Genomic DNA, 15,228 nt, shown 5'->3' with positions numbered 1-15,228 from the left:
AGCGCAGTCCGTGCGGAGCTTACTGTTCTATCGGGGGGGCGAACCCAACTGAACGGAGATCCAAGGTGAGGCGCATTTTCAACCAGGGAGCGACCCTGACACCCTCAACGAACGCGGATCAGATGACGCAGTCTGCAAGTTATGCTTCCCATATGCCGTCAGCGCGAATTGTGCGGTCCAGGTCGCGCGCCGGTGAGTCCGGAAATTGGCAGGAATTTACGTCCAGCAAGGAGAGCAATGCGCAGGGCGGCTGGGTGTCGGACGGCTATAGGACCAGCCATTGCGCGCCCGGCTACGGCCTACATTACAACAAAACGCACAGTTTCGGCTATTATGGCGCGCTTTGGGAGAACATCGAAAAGCCCCTGATCCTCGACGTTCTTCGCCCCTTGAGCGGAGCGAGCCGAAACTGCCTCGATTTCGCATGCGGAACAGGTCGCATCGCCGAGGTAGCCGCCGGCCTCTTCAGCGAGGTGGTTGGCGCCGACGTTTCCAGAACTATGCTCGACAGCGCTCAAGTACCGCCCAATGTGAGTTTGCGTCACGTCGACGTGACAAGGGAGAATTTGGGTATGACGTTCGATGTGGTAACCGCATTTCGTTTTTTCCTGAACGCAGAGGATGAACTGAAATGGCATGCACTGAAAGCGATCAATGAGCACCTGAAAGATGGCGGGCGGCTTGTGTGCAACGTTCACATGAATGCGACGTCGCCCGTCGGCCTGGCGTGCCGGCTGCTCAATCGAGTGTCTGGACGCACAATTCGCCACACGCTGAGCGCAGCGAGGTTCAAGGCCCTCCTGACTGCCTCGGGATTCACCGTCGAGCAGACGATACCGTACGGTTACCTGCCTCGGCCGGGAAACCTGTTGCCAGGGTTCTGTGAAATGATGATGCAGCCTGTCGAGAAGGCCTGCAGAAGGCTTTGCGTTCCTGGCCAGCTGGCGCAACACTTCCTGGTTGTTGCGAGGAAGCGCTAAATCCCGAGAAAGCCCCGAAAACGGCAGGCAGCGGTTTTCTTGGGGTGGCTCGCCCGGCATGAAACCCCGTCTAAATACGGTGGAACGGCAGTTTTCCCCCGATTTAATATGTGGGTTCCGGGTTTCTCGGGTCAGCGCCACGATTTTGCTACATTTTGACTAAAGTCCAATCATGTTAGTGGGGCGTAATATTAGAAGGCTAAGGGGATACGCTCCTGAACAGCAAGAGATTGTCCGTGCCCAGTGGGGCCAGTGAGCTTGCGCAACGATCTCTCACGGGAGGTCGAAACCCATGAACCCTGGTGGAAGGAGTTCGTCGGATCTGCGAGGCGCAATGCTTGGGACCGTGCCTGGCCTGGTAGGCGTCGGCGTCTTCTCGGCAGTCATAAACCTTCTCGCCCTGACCGGCTCGGTCTATATGCTGCAAATTTACGATCGCGTTTTACCTTCGCAGAGCGTTCCGACGCTTGTCGGGTTCACCATCGGAATGCTGGGTCTTTACGCTGTCTACGGGCTGCTGGATTTCGTGCGGCTGCGCCTGCTGGTTCGAGTGGGCAATCGTGTCCATAGGAATTTGAAGCAGAGGGTGTTCGGCCTCTCGCTGTCCTTGCCGCTCATTGGCGGGCAGGATGCGAACCGGATACAGCCCCTCCGTGATCTCGATCAGCTACGCGGCTTCCTTTCCGGAATGGGGCCGACTGTCATCTTCGACGCGCCGTGGATTCCATTTTACCTGCTGATCATCTATTTCCTGCATCCCGCGCTCGGTGTGTTGTCCACAAGCGGTGCGATCATTGTCGTGCTGCTCACGGTCATGGCGGAAGTTCTTGGCCGCACATCGGTGACACGCGCGTCCGAGACGCTGGTGTCGCAGCGCAATCTCGCCGAATCCGGACGCCGCAACGCGGAGATCGTACGCGCGATGGGCCTTTCCGCACGGCTTGCCCACCGCTGGGGCGAGATCAATAACGCATATCTGAGGCACCAAGAGAAGCTTTCCGACGTCGTCGGCGCCACCGGGGCACTCTCTAGGGCACTGCGTTTGGCCTTGCAGTCCTGCGTTCTTGGACTGGGTGCCTACCTGGTGATAGGAGGCGAAGCCTCGCCAGGCGTGATCATCGCATCCTCCATCTTGCTGGGCCGCTCATTGGCTCCTGTTGACGCCGCTATCGCGAACTGGCGAGGCTTCGCCGCGTTCCGGCAAAGCTATTCGCAACTGGCAACGGCCCTGGCCGCTTTTCCTGACCGGGACGAACATATGGAACTTCCGCGCCCCCAAGCGGAGCTTGCGGTCGAGGACCTGACTATAGCGCCACCGGGCCAGCAAAAACCGACGGTAGCCAATGTCAGCTTCCGCCTGGCTGCAGGGACGGGAATGGCCGTTGTCGGCCCGAGCGGTTCTGGCAAAAGCACGCTTGTGCGCGCGCTGGTGGGCGTCTGGCAGCCACTTCGCGGCACGGTGAGGCTGGACGACGCCTCGCTTGACCAATGGGACCAAGAACGTCTTGGCGCACATATTGGCTACCTGCCCCAGGACGTCGAACTGTTTGATGGAACGGTTGCCGATAACATTTCGCGATTTGGCGGGAAGGGCGACGCCAAGGGCGTGCTTGCAGCTGCCAAGGCAGCGGGCGTCGACAAAATGATCCTGCGATTGCCGAACGGTTTTCAAACTCGCATGGGCGAGGGAGGAACAGCGTTGTCGGCTGGACAGCGGCAACTCGTAGGGCTTGCCAGGGCACTTTACGGCGATCCGTTTCTCGTCGTTCTGGACGAGCCGAATTCAAATCTGGACGTCGATGGCGATACCGCCTTGGCCGGCGCGATCCTGGCAGTGCGCAGACGTGGAGGCATCGTCATCGTAGTTGCGCACCGTCCTTCTGCCCTTACCAACATCGACAGGGTACTCGTAATGTCCAATGGGATGCTTCACGCCTTCGGCTCACGCGAGGAGGTCCTGGCCAACGTCATCCGCCCCTTTGCTGCGCCTGTTGAACGCCCGGCAGCGGCCGTCGCGATGCACAAAGGGGTGAGCGGTCATGCATGAGGGATATTTTTTTGTCTGAGGCGACGATGGCTCCATCGGCCCCGATCGGCAATGGGAGCCGGCGCAACGCGATGATTTCGGGCACGCGCGATGGAATCAGGGCCAACCTGATCCTGGGGGCGGCGGTCACGGTTACGTTAATTGCCGGCGGCGGGCTCTGGCTCGGTCTGACCAAGATTGCTGGCGCGGTAATTGCGCCGGCGACCGTGGTGGTCGAGAGCAACATAAAGAAGGTGCAGCATCTGACGGGCGGCACGATAGGTGGCATCTTCGCGCAAGACGGGGATCATGTACGGGCCGGCGATGTGATGGCACGGTTGGACGACACACTGACACGGGCCAATCTGCAGATAATTAGCAAGGATCTTGATCGGGCAACGGTTCGGCTTGTGCGGCTGGAGGCAGAGCGGCAAGGCCTGTCGGAGATGCAGCTTCCGTTCAGCCTTCAAGCGCGAATGGGCGAGCCGGAACTGGCTGCCCTGGTGAACGGTGAGCGCACGCTGTTCGAAAGCCGCGCTACGGCCCTCAACGGGCAGAAGGCACAATTGCAAAGCCGCTCAAAGCAACTCGAACGCCAAGTTGAGGGCCTCAAGGCGCAACAGACCGCGGAAGAACAATCCGTGGTCCTGCTGGATGGCGATCTTGTCGATGTACAGGCGCTTTTTACAAAGAAGCTGGTGTCCAAAGAGCGACTTAGCAACATCAGGCTGGATGCCACCCGGGCGCACGGAGAATCGGGGCGCCTCGCAGCGGCAGTTGCCGAGGCGCAGGCCCGGATCAGCGAGACCGAATTGCAGATTCTTCAGCTCGATGAACAAAGGCGTAGTGACGTAACGAGCGAACTTCGTGAAACGGAAGCCAAGCAAACCGAACTCAGCGAGCGCAAGGTTGTGGCACAAGACGAACTGGCCAAAACCACCATCCGCGCTCCGCAATCGGGAACGGTACAGGAATCTTCCATTCACACGATCGGCGGCGTGATTGCCGCGGGCGAAGTTCTGATGATGATCGTCCCTGACACCGGCAACCTTGTGGTCGACGCGCTGATTGCGCCGTCGCGCATAGATGACGTTCGTCCAGGTCAGCGGGTCTCGATCCGGTTTCCGGCTTTCGACGCCGGCACCACGCCTGCCTGCCAAGGGTCTGTCAAGCGCATCTCGGCGGACCTGATAAAAGATCAACAGCGCCAGCTTTCTTATTTCTCGGCGCGCATCAATGTCGAAGACAAGTCCACCTGTCTGACCGATGCCAAAGTGCTCAAACCCGGTATGCCAGCGGAGGTTCACATAAGTACGGACGAACACAGCGTCTGGTCTTATCTGCTGAAGCCGCTTACCGACCAGATGTCGAGGGCTTTCCGGCAATGACATGGCGGCTGTGAGCGGTCGACCGCGGGAACACGGCAGGCGTGCTTGCTGACATATTAGGGTAGGCGACGTGATGCCGACAGGGGTGACGCCTGCGGCCGACGCGCGAGGCTCGTCTGGGACATTGTCCCGGCTACAAGGCCCCAACAGGATTTTCCTGGCCGCCTCACCAAGTCCTGCCCCGACAACAGCGTTAGGGTCCTGTCATCTTTTGCGCAACAAACAGCGCATACCGTTCCACGATCATCAACATGGGCAATTGCCTCACGAGGAGAGGTTCTTTGCTTCCTACGACGCGGCGAGGGCCCTGCGGCGGACACGGCGTGCGGCATGCACCGTTCGGTCTGCAGTCACCGCTACATTTGCCACGTCAGACGTATGCGGCAAGGCGTTCGCGCTTCCATGCGACCTCTTGTAGGGCAGCAATTCCCTGACCCGAGCATTGACCGAGGCAATTTCGACCCGCAAGTCCTCGCATTCCTGCCGTCTCACATCGAGTTCAATCTGATCGGACGCCTGCTGCATGGACAGCTGTGCAAAATCTGCGGCGATCTTGGAAAGGTTCACCTTGTTGATTTCGGCCTCCTCGGTGAGTGCGGCCAACCTTTCGTCGGTCACCTGTTTTTCCGCCAGGGCGTCGCTCCATTGTAGCTGGAGCCTGGCGATCTCGGCCGCGGCCTCGTTGTTTGCGATTGAGGCGAGTTCGAAGCGCGATTGGAGGCTTTGAACTTCTGAGCGCAATCCTCGGTTCTCAGCCTGGCAGCGTTTAAGCTCGCCATCCATGTCCGCCTGCATAATCCTGGCTGCTTCGGTCACCTCCCATAACTTCGCCTGCGCAACCTCGAGTGAGGTGTGCAATTTGATTGCCTCTTTTTCGCTCTTGCCGAGCGCACTCAGCATTTCGGAATTTCGCGCAGCTTCGTTGGCATGGATCGTCGAGAATGCATCCAGCCTATGCCGTGCCTCTTCCTCCCGCTTCATGGCCTTTTCCAGGTCAATAGACAGGCTCACATTCTTTTCACGCAGCTGTTTGTTCTCTCGGGAGCGCCTGTCGGCCTCGACATTTGCGGCGGCAAGCATGTTCGTGAGGTCGCCAAATTCCGCTTCGTTCTTTGTGGTGTTGTTCGCCGCTTCGACCAGCTCCAGCCTTGCCGCGGCCAATGCGCCACGGAGCACTTCGCACTCCTGAACAAGGCTTGCCTGGCGCTGCTGCAATGTCTCGACCGTGCCTTGACGCTCACAGTACCGTCTGTTCAGGTCATTGAGTGTTTCCGACAAGCTCCTTTGATCTGCGATCAGATTTTGATTCGCCAACTCCAGTTCGTTCGCACGGAGAATGTCCGCGTGAAGGATGTGAAAAAACTCGAACGTCAGTTGACATGTGCTTGTAATTTCGGAGATTTTTGCGTTGATCTCCTCGAAATGGAGCTTGGCATCGTGGAACAAGCCGTTAAACGAGCTCACGGCAGCAATTCGGCTCTGCGTGTGTGAGGTCATCCGATGCGCTGGTATCGGCGAGCTATCATCGTCGTCGCCGGCACCGTCCTCGCTTGGTACGCTGTCATCCTGTTCGTTGTTGTCGCCTGCCATGTTTGGCACGTCGGCGACATCCTCCAAATCGAGGCACTGGTCGACAGCGTTAGCCAAGTCAGCTTCGAGATCGTCGAACGACCTCTCCACATTGTCCTCGGCGCGTCTGATCAAATCCCTGAACTTCATGACTTCATCCCCTGCAGCCGCATGCCCGGAACGATTGAGGCATGAGGACTGAGATGCTTTTGTATCGAGAGCTCAACTCAGCGTCTTCGTTCAATCAAACGATGCCAGGGCGCCGGCGCCGCGAGGAGCCGAGAGCTGCGATTGGAAGGCCCTACATCGGTCTAGGTGCCTGCTGACTTGAGGACTGCGCGGCTCCCCTTCTTGCCATCGTCTTGGCGTCAATGGTGTGTTGCCTGGGCACATTAACGCTCAGGTGCAGAAGCCCCGACGAACGGCCCGGCACAGCCTCTTGTGGGGCGCATCAGGCGGCCGGGCCTAACCGGCGGTTGAGTGTTTTGGTTTGCCGGCTGACTCACCATGCGACATTGGCGAGGCAAGCGCATCATTCGAACGAATTGGGGACCGGCCGCCTGGCCGCTCAATCACACTAAGCTTCCGTTGCCGGAGCTGGCGACGAGGTGCTTTGCCTTGAGCCTTGGTATGCTACATACGAAGCGGCAATACGCGCCGGCGGAGCAGTGGCCCGACCCGTCAAACTAGCGCTGCAAAATGCGCGGCAGAGATATCCGAGAATATTGTCCAATCAGCGGTATGAGATCGAAGGCGGGCGATCTTGCTGAACTCCCAAACAATCCCGGCGTATATGTGTTCGGCAAGGAGGATCTGGAAACCATTGCGACATTGCCGAGCGGCACAATCTATGGATCATCAGCGATGAGGTTTACCGCAGCACAATATTCAACGGCGAGTTCCTCTCAACAGCATCTGCAGGCTAGGATGGACGCTTGGGCCGGTCTTGGCATCAGTTTGGAAACTCTTGCGCAATGCATGCTTTTCGGATCGCCGACCTGTATTCAGGATGCCGCAGCGGTGGCTCTCGATGAGGCGGTGACGAAGAGATGCGTTTTTCTCAAGCGAACTGAAGCGCAGACGCGATCATGTGCGCGATCGCACACGAAAGTTCTGCTTCTTTTCTTTTTTAGTTCCGACGACAGAGCCGCCGGCAGCCCTTTTCGGACGCCCTTCTGCCGCTGATTTGACCATTGCTGTGCGGATGTTCGCCGGGATATCCGTGAACCTTATCGTCCGCTGCGGCGCTCAGTTTGCATGGGGCTCTTGGAACCGTTCCGAACTTTCTCCTTGCGCCTCCGATCGAGTTGCGCGTGCTCATGCGGGGCGCTGAGGTGTCTCGATCCGCAGTGGCACGGCCATTATGCGACGAAGCCGATCAGCTTAGTTGAAATTTGTCCCCAGCGGACGGGAACGACGCTTGGCCATGTTAGTTGATGTGAATGGAGCAGCTAAGAAAAGATCTGGCATTGCTTACGCGACCGGGCTTCTGGATAGCTTTCGGCATTTTGTTGCTGCTTTACGGGATTCAGGTCTTTTTTCTAATTCGGGCATGCCAATGCCTTTAGCCTGGAACATCGATCCCCCTAGCTGGAACGCGGTCTGTCCATCTCCCGGCGGCTGCGGCGATAGCGTTGATCAACGATATATTCATTTATAAGCCTGCTATTCCCGGGGATGCCGAGGTTGGCAGCGCCTGCATCGTTGATTACGCACGTGGCGCTCCCCTCAAGATAGGTGGTTACCATTCTCGCGCTGCCGGTGAGCATTGGAGCCCGCACTGTGTTGGACGTGCGCTCATGCGTCGGGAAATTTCTTATAGACAGGGGAGGGTCTGTCAGGCTGGAAAATCACAAGCTGCCCCGCGAATGAGGAAGCAAAAAAGGTGCAAGACCAGATCGATTTCTTCCGGGCAACTCGGTCCTCGCATCATCGCCGATCAGCGGCCGTACCGTCGAGAACCAAAATGCGCACGATCTCAGCCGGTCGGCTTCGACCAAAACATGCGGACTACCGGACGGGGACAGTCGGTGCCGCGTCCCGTCCTGTGGCCGGCGCTATGCTGACGCTCCTACGGTATCCCGTTCACCGCCCGCGGCAGGAGGGCGAATTTCCTCCGTCCTGCGCGGGACAACCGTCCACTGTTGCGGCCGCACGCAGGACTGCGGCTTATACGCCGTTCTTCCTTTGAGCGGCGTCCAGTTCGCAGGGCTAAATCACCATTGGTATGCAGACGAGCCTCTCGGCGTCTGGACAGAGATCAATTGCGCTTTGCACCAGGGTTCCTGGATCGTAAGCTCCAAACACGCTGCAGTCGCCTAATATGGTCCACTACGTTGGCCGGCTCATACGGCTTCGCAAGGTGCGGGCCTTCCTGACAAAGGTCGCCCGCCGCGATCGCAGTTCGTTCTACTGCGGCAGAAAGCACTATTTTGACCTCGGGCTTGTTCTCGCGAACCCACTTCGACAGTTGGAACCCGTTCATGTTGCCCGGCAGGTCAACGTCACACAAGACGGTGTCCACACCGAACTCCGCATAGTTCAACGCTTGTTGCGCCTCACGTGCGAAATGGGCCTCAATCACCCTGTAGCCACAGTGGCGGAGATAGTCCGCGATGACGCATCGGGCGATGACGTCGCCGTCAACCACGAGGATCGTTTGGCTCTGTTGGTCCGGGGCTTCCATTGACGGAGAACGGTCAGCAACCGGCAGGGTTCCACGCATCATGACCTGCGCGGGATGCCGACCGAAGATCGCGGCGAGATCCTGCACGAAATGATCCCTGCCGGCGGGCGCATTCAATTCAGCGGAGCGATGCCGCACTGGTGACGCCGTTTGCCACCTGGTCGACGAGACGGGCTAGAAGGCATGGTCTCGAAGCTCAAGGGCAGTCCATATCGCAGCGGCAAACGAGCGCTTGGCGCAAGATCAAGTGCTTTGAGGAAAAGGAAATGCAAATCATCGGTGCACAGCGCGAGCGCGGCAAAGCTACCCACGTGATCATGGCTGAAAAGGGCCTCTACAAAGGCGGCGCACTCGTCAACTTCAATGCCGCTGAGCGGCAAGCGCTTTGGGATCGTGTCCAGGGCAAGGTTGGCGGCCCGGTCCCGAAGGGACATAAAAAGGAAAAGGCCGAGTGGCTGAAGCCCGGACTGGTTGGCTGGGTCGAGACCCTCAAAGGCGAAGAGAAGCTGCGGCACGCAAGGCTGCTGGATTTCCGGGAGGATGATGCAAATGGCCATGCCTAAGAAAGATCAGGAACGCGCCACCTACGCCTGGATGTACGGCGCCCAAGCGCGCAAGGATGGCAAGGAGCGTGAGGTGCCAGCTTACTGGCAGGAACATGCCGACGCGTGGCAGCGGGGCTTTGACGGTGTGGCGATGGACGGTTTTGGCAAGACCAAAACCGTCAACGACGAGATGGAGGCCGAGGTCGACGAAGCTGCCGTCGAGCGCCCCGACGAATAGCCATTTTGCCGTATGCCGTATGGTCGTTTTTAATTGGAGAAGGGTTTCGTTGGGCCTATAAAGATTGCGTTTACCATTGCCTTTTTAGGGAGAATGCGATGGTTGCAACGCCCATAGAAATCGCTCAAGCCGCTACTGCGACTACGGCCACCTTGCTGAAGTGGCAGAAGTCCATGGAGGAACGCGCCACGTTTCGCCAGAACATGGATCAATCGCGCAGGGCGATCCAAGCCTCACGCGAACTGCTGAAGCGCCTTCGCCAACGTCATCGCGACGAGATGTCGGAAAGTTCGGAAAATGCCGACCCGTCTACTGCGCCGATATCGCAACGCGCCGGCAGCTAGCGGGAGGCGACCAGAGCCGATGTGATGGGGAAAGTTTCACTGGCCGTTCCTTGGGTGGGCAGGCAAGTTAAACTTTGTCAACGAGCGGCCTTTTTCGCGCTCGCGGAAGTGCCACGTGGCTTTCGACCAGGCGCACGTGCTCGGCGTCGACAGTCACCAATGGCCGGAGGCTGACGGTTACCTTGTCCCCGTCGATGCGTGTGACAGGGCCGATCAATTCCATATGCTGGCCAATTACAGCCTTCGAAGTCGAATCGACAACAGAATGCGGGAAGTCGTAGGAGGGGATCGTCACGCTTATGCGATCGGGCGTCACCCGGCTGCGCACAATCGCCGTGACTGCGACCTCGTCGCCAACTTTGATACTTCCCCGAGCCATGCCCAACACTTTGGAGCAGCCGGCACCGGCGTCAAGATGAGGGGGAGCTAATAAAACCCCTCCGCGCCGCGATTGTGACGCGGGGCGATCCGATCGCCGCCAGCGACTTAGCAGACCAATTGACGACAGCGGCCGAGAAGCCTGGCATCCCTGCCGACCAAATCAACGGCGAAATCGAAAGCGTCTTCGAACTGCTCTTAGAGGTGATGCGGCGCGAGAGTTGCGCGAGGAGAACCAGCCCGGAGGCTTCTCCGGGGCTGTGCCGGTCCTGTCCCGTTCCAGCGGATGAACTGCGCCTTCTGGCCGGTGACCGTCTCAATCGACTTCAACAGGGGTCCATGGGCCTCAGGTAGAGCTTGGCAGTGCTCCCTGTGGTACGCCAGGAGCGGCCCGGCGATGCTCTTGTGCAGCGCTTCGGCTGCCGCCAGGAAGCGCTCGATTTCAGCCCGGGAAAGCTGTTCGGAAGGTTTGTTCTGGCCATTGGCGCTCTCCATTGAGGGCGTCGCCGCAACGAGGACCATAATCCTACATGCCAGGCCGTCTGACAAGCGCCTCGCCGGCCTTACCCGAAGGAAGACGCAGGGCCACGGCGCCAAGCGGAGCCATCAGGAGCAACCCGCAAAGATGAGCAACGGCAGGCCCGGCGACCTCCTTTGGCACACGGGACAAACAAGAAGGGCGCCGAGCCTTACCGGCGCTGCTTTGTGAGGGAGACGACGCCGGATGATGAGAGTATGCGATCATGATAATGTCTGCGAACCATGCGAATGAAGGAAAGCCGCGTGGCAGTGCCAATCAACGACGTTGAGACCAAGGTCGGCGGGTGCGATCAGGTTCGGACCATGATGACGGGCTGGTTGGCCTGCACATGGTGGTGGCTACCGCGCTACCGCCTTGCTTTGCGCCAGCCGGCGGCCCATGCCTCTGCCTCGCTGCACAGCCAGCGCTCGCTGTACTGAAACTGATCGTCGTCTTCCAGTAATGCTCCTGCCCTGGAACGTGATAAATCGCTCATCGGTACTGGTGGAAATGTTGCCCTTGATATCGCAGCTCCCCGCGCCGGCCGTGCGGGTGCCACTCAGCCAGCCAGCTGGGATGAGCCGGTCAGGGAACCATCACCAGCGCCGGCAGATATTGCCGTCGCCACATCCACCGCCCCTTTGCGTTTTTGCGCCAGCGGTCGGCCTGATCCGCACCTTGATGACGCTGGACTTTGCCCACGCCCTCTCCCCCGAGTGCAGAATGCTTCCAAAGCGGTAGCGAGTCCAGACCGGAACATTAGCGCCGACTAACGGTTAGTTCGGCAGTGTTCCGAACCGTGATTGGTAGAGCGTTGGTGGCGTTTCATCTTGTCTATTTTTCCGGCCTGACGGCAGACCAGCTGCTAGGCAGCGCCGTTTCTATGATAGTGTGTTTGCTGCTTTATCACGCTCTGGCTACGGACCCTAACTGATGGTCCACTTCCCGGCTACCCGGCAATCGAAGGTCGCGCGACGTTCCCGACTTTTTCAGCATGATGAGAAGCGCCTCTAGGATTTGTTGTGCGCCCGTAGCCAGTGCCCATGCATTCGCGACGATCTCTTGCTGACGCTCTGTCATCCCGCCCTCCTAAATATGTGGTCGGAGCGTGCTTTAGAAAGCTTCGCCCCAGCAGGGGCATGCTTGACGATTTCGGCGAACAGAAAAAGTCGCCGGCTCCGCCCGACCAGGCCGGGATGGTCGTTGGGAAATTTGTTGACGGCGCTCGTGTTCACTTCACGTCCAACGCGGTTGAACTGCAGCTGACCGTCGATGTCGTGGCTGAGAATGTCCTTGAGGCTGGTCCTTTGGTCCCCTGGTCCAGCCAGGCGTCATAGTATGCCTGGTAGAGAATGAGAGGCTGTTGATCATGCAACTGCTTCATCGGTTCTGCGGCAGGCTTTGTGATGATGGTGCAGCTGGTTATGTCGAGATTGGAATTGTAAGCCCAAAGTCCGGCGAACGAGAAAGGCGCGTGGCCTGGCTGGGGCAAAACGCGCAGCGAAGGAGAGGCAATGAGCGCGTTCGCTATTGTTCTCCCTGAGCAGCACGTTCACGCGGCGGGTGCTCGGCCGGCAATCTAGGGAGCATGGCAGTTGCCGGCGCGGTTGATGTCGTCGACAATATCGTGCCATTCTACACCGATGCCTCGATGAAGACACTGAAGTCCATGCCCGAGTTCAAGGCGGTCTTCATGGCCGAGCCAAAGCCCATGCGCGAAATGATCATGCGCGAATGCAATGACGCGGCAATGAGCAAGCCCTACGCCGAGTTCTGCGCCGACGTGAATTCCCTCCGCGGAATGCAGTAGGTCATTCACGGCCGCGCAGTTTGACGACGAGGTGGGCGAATTGCCCTTATCACAATGACTCTCAGCTTCCGCCGGCAACAGCGTAATGCCAGCGGTGACCGATGCCGGCCCAGAGACTCCCCGGGCCGCTCCTCCCCAGCCTCCAGGCGAGCAGGCCGGCATCGGTCAGTAAGGTCCCGTCGGTGTGCAATATATCGTTGACGCCACGAATTGCGGACGTTCGAAACCGGTCATTGGCCATTTCGTGTGACCAAATTCCGCGACTGTTTACTTGCGATCACAAGGCCCCGCAACCTGGAGGTTCCGAAGCGCCATACTGGAGTAGCATTGGCGTGGTCACGCGATTTGAACCCGACAACGGTGCTTGAACCAGACCAGGTTAAACGTCCGTTATCGTTTTGCGCCAGAAGCGGCCAGTCAGCTTCCGGCCAAATGCGGCAGCGCTCATACTACCATGGTCAAATACAGCTCTCATGGAACTAGTTGTCTTCTTGGCCTTTGGTTCGCCAGACCATACGAGAGAATACGAGAGAAACGGCTTGGCGAACCAACCACTGACGTACTGATTTCCTGTAGAAAACGCTGACCCTCCGGGCCCACAAACTTACTACATCAATGGATTACGCTTAATTCTCAAAGTTTGAATTGAGCGTTATTGGCTAAGTCTTTCCGCTAGAGTGAAATGGCTTTGGGCCTGTTCGTCAATTTGTCGGTCTTTCGTTGGCGCCTGTCACAGTAGCTAAGCCTCCCGGTCTCGAAAGAACCTGCAACGATGCGTGCGGTAATCGGCGGCAACCACGTGCAATTAGGCGGGTTCTGAACTCCGTATGGCGAGGACACGTATGAAGACGACTACCTGGGCGCATCCAGATCGTCATCCATAAGAATACGCTCGGCCTCGGATCGCCAAGATCTATGGCCTTCCGCATGCGATGACCGATGCCGGCATTTCCTATGGGTTTCACGGGCTTACCTATAGCCATATCGCTTCGCAGCTTCGGACCCGCTACGGACCCGCAGCTGGCGGCAAGGTGATCGTCGCCCATCTCGGCAGCGGTGCCAGTCTGTGCGCCATGAATGCTGGAATAAGTGTTGGGTTTTCGACATTGGACGGCCTCGTCATGAGCACGCGTTGCGGCGCGCTCAATCCTGGCGTCACCCTCCATTTGCTGAATGACCGGAAGCTGCAGACGGACGATTGGTCACCCTTCTCTACGAGCAATCCGGCCTGCTCGGAGTGTCAGGGATATCCGGTGATATGCGGACGCTAATCGACTCCGATGATCCTCTTGCCGCCGAAACAGTCGATCTCTTCGTCTATCGTATCGCACGCGAGATCGGGTCGCTGGCCGCTGCGATAGGCGGACTGGACACGCTGGTGTTCAAGGCAGGCCTAGGCCAAAACGCCCAATATATTCGAGAGAGGGCCGGGGCTGTGGCCGGCTGGCTTGCGGTTAATATCGACCACAAGCTGAATGGACGAGGCGACGAGGTCATCAGCCTTGCTGGTTCCGACGTCGACGTGCTTGTGATCCCCACGGATGAAGAGAGAGCCGTGGGGATCCAGCTGCTATCTGTGCGCCCTCAAGCTTTGTCGCTCGTGCCCTGAGCGCCGAACCTGATGCTACTCGCGCGGCGGGTGTCTCGACCTGTCAGGAGTTCGGCGGCAGCAGCATGGTCCGATAGCCGGCCATCAAGGCGATCAAGGTTGCTGCAACCAGCGGCAACCAGAACTTGGTCGGTCCGGCAAATACTGCCAGCGATGCGCGGCGATGCCGTCAGCACCGTCAGGAACCAGACCTCCCACGGGTTGAAACCGCCCATGGGTCAATCGTCCGGTTTGGCAACAAGGGCCAAGATGATCGCTGCCGCAGCCGTGCGGCAAGACATTTGCGGCGGTGTTCCTCCGGCAACGACTTGTTTCAGCTAGTTGTGGAGGTGCGACAATTGAAATCCGGGCTGGCGTTCGACGCCGGATAACAGCGATTCCGCCGATCGGAACATGTCCTCGAATTCCAACTCGTTTTCAAACACCACGCCGCCGACGCTGATGGTCAGCGTGTCCGCGGTTCCTTTTGGCGCGAAATAGGCTTGGGCCACGCGCGCCCGGATACGGTCGCCGATCTCCCTGGCGTCGTCTTCTGTCGCACCGGGCAGAAAGACCCCGAACATGGAGGTTCCGATCCGGCCCACCAGATCTTCCTTGCGTACCGATGACTGGATGGTCGAGGCTATGAGCCGCAAGGCTTCGTCACCCCAGCCAAGGCCGAAGCGCAGATTGATGGACCTGATGTGTTCGGGATGAATGACCAGGAAGGCGCCAGATCTTGGACCAGACGATTTTGGCCTGGTTGCTCTCCTTTCGACCATCGACGTGAAGACCGTCCGGTTGAGGCAGCCTGTCAGACTGTCAAAGGTCGCCGACTTGTTGAGTTCCCTTCGATAACGGACGAGCTCGGTCCGCTGCAGGCCAATGAACAGCAAAAGCGGGCCACCGACGATGACCGGCAACAGGATCGCTGTGACCATGCTGCGGCCAAACGGCGTCAAGGCTTCCGAGAACAGAAGCAGATAATTTAGGCCAACCGAGAGGAGCAGAATTCCCGCCGATCCCAGGGCAGTCAGCCATGCGACATCTTTCCATTGCCGGGGCGAGCTATTCGCCATTGGTGTCATCATTAGCCAATCTCCCGCCTGATCGGCTGTCATAAGGCCAAGGTGCTGCACTTTCAGTTTCGAGGAAA

General features: G+C 58.6%; 13 protein-coding genes and 3 pseudogenes. 11 read left to right on the top strand and 5 right to left on the bottom strand.

All coding sequences use genetic code 11. From position 1 onward, the window contains the following. Nucleotides 1-65 precede the first annotated feature (65 nt). The 3 genes from ACYG97_RS14965 to ACYG97_RS14955 all read left to right on the top strand — a co-directional run bounded on the left by ACYG97_RS14965 (nucleotide 66) and on the right by ACYG97_RS14955 (nucleotide 4,394). On the top strand, nucleotides 66-980 hold the full coding sequence (locus ACYG97_RS14965; RefSeq protein ID WP_245260773.1) for a class I SAM-dependent methyltransferase: 915 nt from the start codon (nucleotides 66-68) through the stop codon (nucleotides 978-980). A gap of 334 nt (nucleotides 981-1,314) precedes the next feature. After that, nucleotides 1,315-3,027: a type I secretion system permease/ATPase gene (locus ACYG97_RS14960; protein ID WP_023733247.1), complete on the top strand. Its 1,713-nt coding sequence runs from the start codon at nucleotides 1,315-1,317 to the stop codon at nucleotides 3,025-3,027. 71 nt (nucleotides 3,028-3,098) lie between these two features. Then, the gene (locus ACYG97_RS14955) at nucleotides 3,099-4,394 is read left to right on the top strand and encodes an HlyD family type I secretion periplasmic adaptor subunit (RefSeq protein ID WP_348524295.1); all 1,296 of its coding nucleotides are present in this window, start codon (nucleotides 3,099-3,101) and stop codon (nucleotides 4,392-4,394) included. A 288-nt stretch (nucleotides 4,395-4,682) separates the two neighbouring features. Here ACYG97_RS14955 and ACYG97_RS14950 read toward each other — a convergent pair whose 3' ends face one another. Further along, nucleotides 4,683-6,113, bottom strand: coding sequence for a coiled-coil domain-containing protein (locus tag ACYG97_RS14950; protein ID WP_023733245.1), 1,431 nt, complete (start codon nucleotides 6,111-6,113; stop codon nucleotides 4,683-4,685). Nucleotides 6,114-6,662: 549 nt separating this feature from the next. On the opposite strand from ACYG97_RS14950, the gene ACYG97_RS14945 reads away from it, so the two are divergent. Next, a complete protein-coding gene (locus ACYG97_RS14945; RefSeq protein ID WP_155923887.1) occupies nucleotides 6,663-7,148 on the top strand; it encodes a hypothetical protein in 486 nt (161 codons plus the stop codon). Between the two features lie 1,075 nt (nucleotides 7,149-8,223). Here the strand turns inward: ACYG97_RS14945 and ACYG97_RS14940 are convergent. Next, on the bottom strand, nucleotides 8,224-8,736 hold the full coding sequence (locus tag ACYG97_RS14940) for a response regulator (protein ID WP_245260771.1): 513 nt from the start codon (nucleotides 8,734-8,736) through the stop codon (nucleotides 8,224-8,226). Between the two features lie 53 nt (nucleotides 8,737-8,789). Here ACYG97_RS14940 and ACYG97_RS14935 point away from each other — a divergent pair, with 53 nt between their 5' ends. The 4 genes from ACYG97_RS14935 to ACYG97_RS14920 all read left to right on the top strand — a co-directional run bounded on the left by ACYG97_RS14935 (nucleotide 8,790) and on the right by ACYG97_RS14920 (nucleotide 11,114). Continuing rightward, nucleotides 8,790-9,212 carry a hypothetical protein gene (locus tag ACYG97_RS14935; RefSeq protein ID WP_245260770.1) on the top strand — a complete coding sequence of 141 codons (423 nt, stop codon included), beginning with the start codon at nucleotides 8,790-8,792 and terminating at the stop codon, nucleotides 9,210-9,212. Beyond that, nucleotides 9,199-9,432, top strand: a complete 234-nt coding sequence (locus tag ACYG97_RS14930) for a hypothetical protein (RefSeq protein ID WP_023733242.1) — start codon at nucleotides 9,199-9,201, stop codon at nucleotides 9,430-9,432. The genes ACYG97_RS14935 and ACYG97_RS14930 overlap by 14 nt, the downstream gene beginning before the upstream one ends. A gap of 98 nt (nucleotides 9,433-9,530) precedes the next feature. Continuing rightward, nucleotides 9,531-9,776: a hypothetical protein gene (locus ACYG97_RS14925; RefSeq protein ID WP_023694084.1), complete on the top strand. Its 246-nt coding sequence runs from the start codon at nucleotides 9,531-9,533 to the stop codon at nucleotides 9,774-9,776. A gap of 1,146 nt (nucleotides 9,777-10,922) precedes the next feature. After that, nucleotides 10,923-11,114, top strand: a complete 192-nt coding sequence (locus ACYG97_RS14920) for a hypothetical protein (RefSeq protein WP_023733238.1) — start codon at nucleotides 10,923-10,925, stop codon at nucleotides 11,112-11,114. Here ACYG97_RS14920 and ACYG97_RS14915 read toward each other — a convergent pair. Beyond that, nucleotides 11,042-11,376: pseudogene (locus ACYG97_RS14915) on the bottom strand (sunset domain-containing protein). The gene ACYG97_RS14920 and the pseudogene ACYG97_RS14915 sit on opposite strands and share 73 nt — an antisense overlap. A gap of 437 nt (nucleotides 11,377-11,813) precedes the next feature. Here ACYG97_RS14915 and ACYG97_RS14910 point away from each other — a divergent pair. Then, nucleotides 11,814-12,011, top strand: a complete 198-nt coding sequence (locus tag ACYG97_RS14910; protein WP_023733236.1) for a hypothetical protein — start codon at nucleotides 11,814-11,816, stop codon at nucleotides 12,009-12,011. A 20-nt stretch (nucleotides 12,012-12,031) separates the two neighbouring features. Here ACYG97_RS14910 and ACYG97_RS14905 read toward each other — a convergent pair. Further along, nucleotides 12,032-12,166 (bottom strand): annotated as a pseudogene (locus ACYG97_RS14905) (SOS response-associated peptidase family protein); the annotation flags it as partial. Between the two features lie 96 nt (nucleotides 12,167-12,262). Between ACYG97_RS14905 and ACYG97_RS14900 the strand changes: the two are divergent. Next, nucleotides 12,263-12,484, top strand: a complete 222-nt coding sequence (locus tag ACYG97_RS14900; RefSeq protein WP_023733235.1) for a hypothetical protein — start codon at nucleotides 12,263-12,265, stop codon at nucleotides 12,482-12,484. 932 nt (nucleotides 12,485-13,416) lie between these two features. Next, nucleotides 13,417-14,093 (top strand): annotated as a pseudogene (locus ACYG97_RS14895) (hypothetical protein). A gap of 317 nt (nucleotides 14,094-14,410) precedes the next feature. Here ACYG97_RS14895 and ACYG97_RS14890 read toward each other — a convergent pair. Beyond that, a complete protein-coding gene (locus ACYG97_RS14890; protein WP_023733234.1) occupies nucleotides 14,411-15,163 on the bottom strand; it encodes a GGDEF domain-containing protein in 753 nt (250 codons plus the stop codon). Nucleotides 15,164-15,228: the final 65 nt, after the last annotated feature.

The sequence above is a fragment of the Mesorhizobium sp. W067 genome (assembly GCF_054719525.1).
The sequence above is the reverse complement of the archived record's forward strand: the minus strand, read 5'-3'. Positions and strand labels throughout refer to the sequence as shown.

Coding starts and splice junctions, on each gene's coding strand:
- ACYG97_RS14910 (WP_023733236.1), top strand. CDS start 11,814: ATGCTTGACGATTTCGGCGAACAGAAAAAGTCGCCGGCTCCGCCCGAC.
- ACYG97_RS14930 (WP_023733242.1), top strand. CDS start 9,199: ATGGCCATGCCTAAGAAAGATCAGGAACGCGCCACCTACGCCTGGATG.
- ACYG97_RS14920 (WP_023733238.1), top strand. CDS start 10,923: ATGAAGGAAAGCCGCGTGGCAGTGCCAATCAACGACGTTGAGACCAAG.
- ACYG97_RS14945 (WP_155923887.1), top strand. CDS start 6,663: ATGCGCGGCAGAGATATCCGAGAATATTGTCCAATCAGCGGTATGAGA.
- ACYG97_RS14890 (WP_023733234.1), bottom strand. CDS start 15,163: ATGATGACACCAATGGCGAATAGCTCGCCCCGGCAATGGAAAGATGTC.
- ACYG97_RS14900 (WP_023733235.1), top strand. CDS start 12,263: ATGGCAGTTGCCGGCGCGGTTGATGTCGTCGACAATATCGTGCCATTC.
- ACYG97_RS14960 (WP_023733247.1), top strand. CDS start 1,315: ATGCTTGGGACCGTGCCTGGCCTGGTAGGCGTCGGCGTCTTCTCGGCA.
- ACYG97_RS14925 (WP_023694084.1), top strand. CDS start 9,531: ATGGTTGCAACGCCCATAGAAATCGCTCAAGCCGCTACTGCGACTACG.
- ACYG97_RS14955 (WP_348524295.1), top strand. CDS start 3,099: ATGATTTCGGGCACGCGCGATGGAATCAGGGCCAACCTGATCCTGGGG.
- ACYG97_RS14950 (WP_023733245.1), bottom strand. CDS start 6,113: ATGAAGTTCAGGGATTTGATCAGACGCGCCGAGGACAATGTGGAGAGG.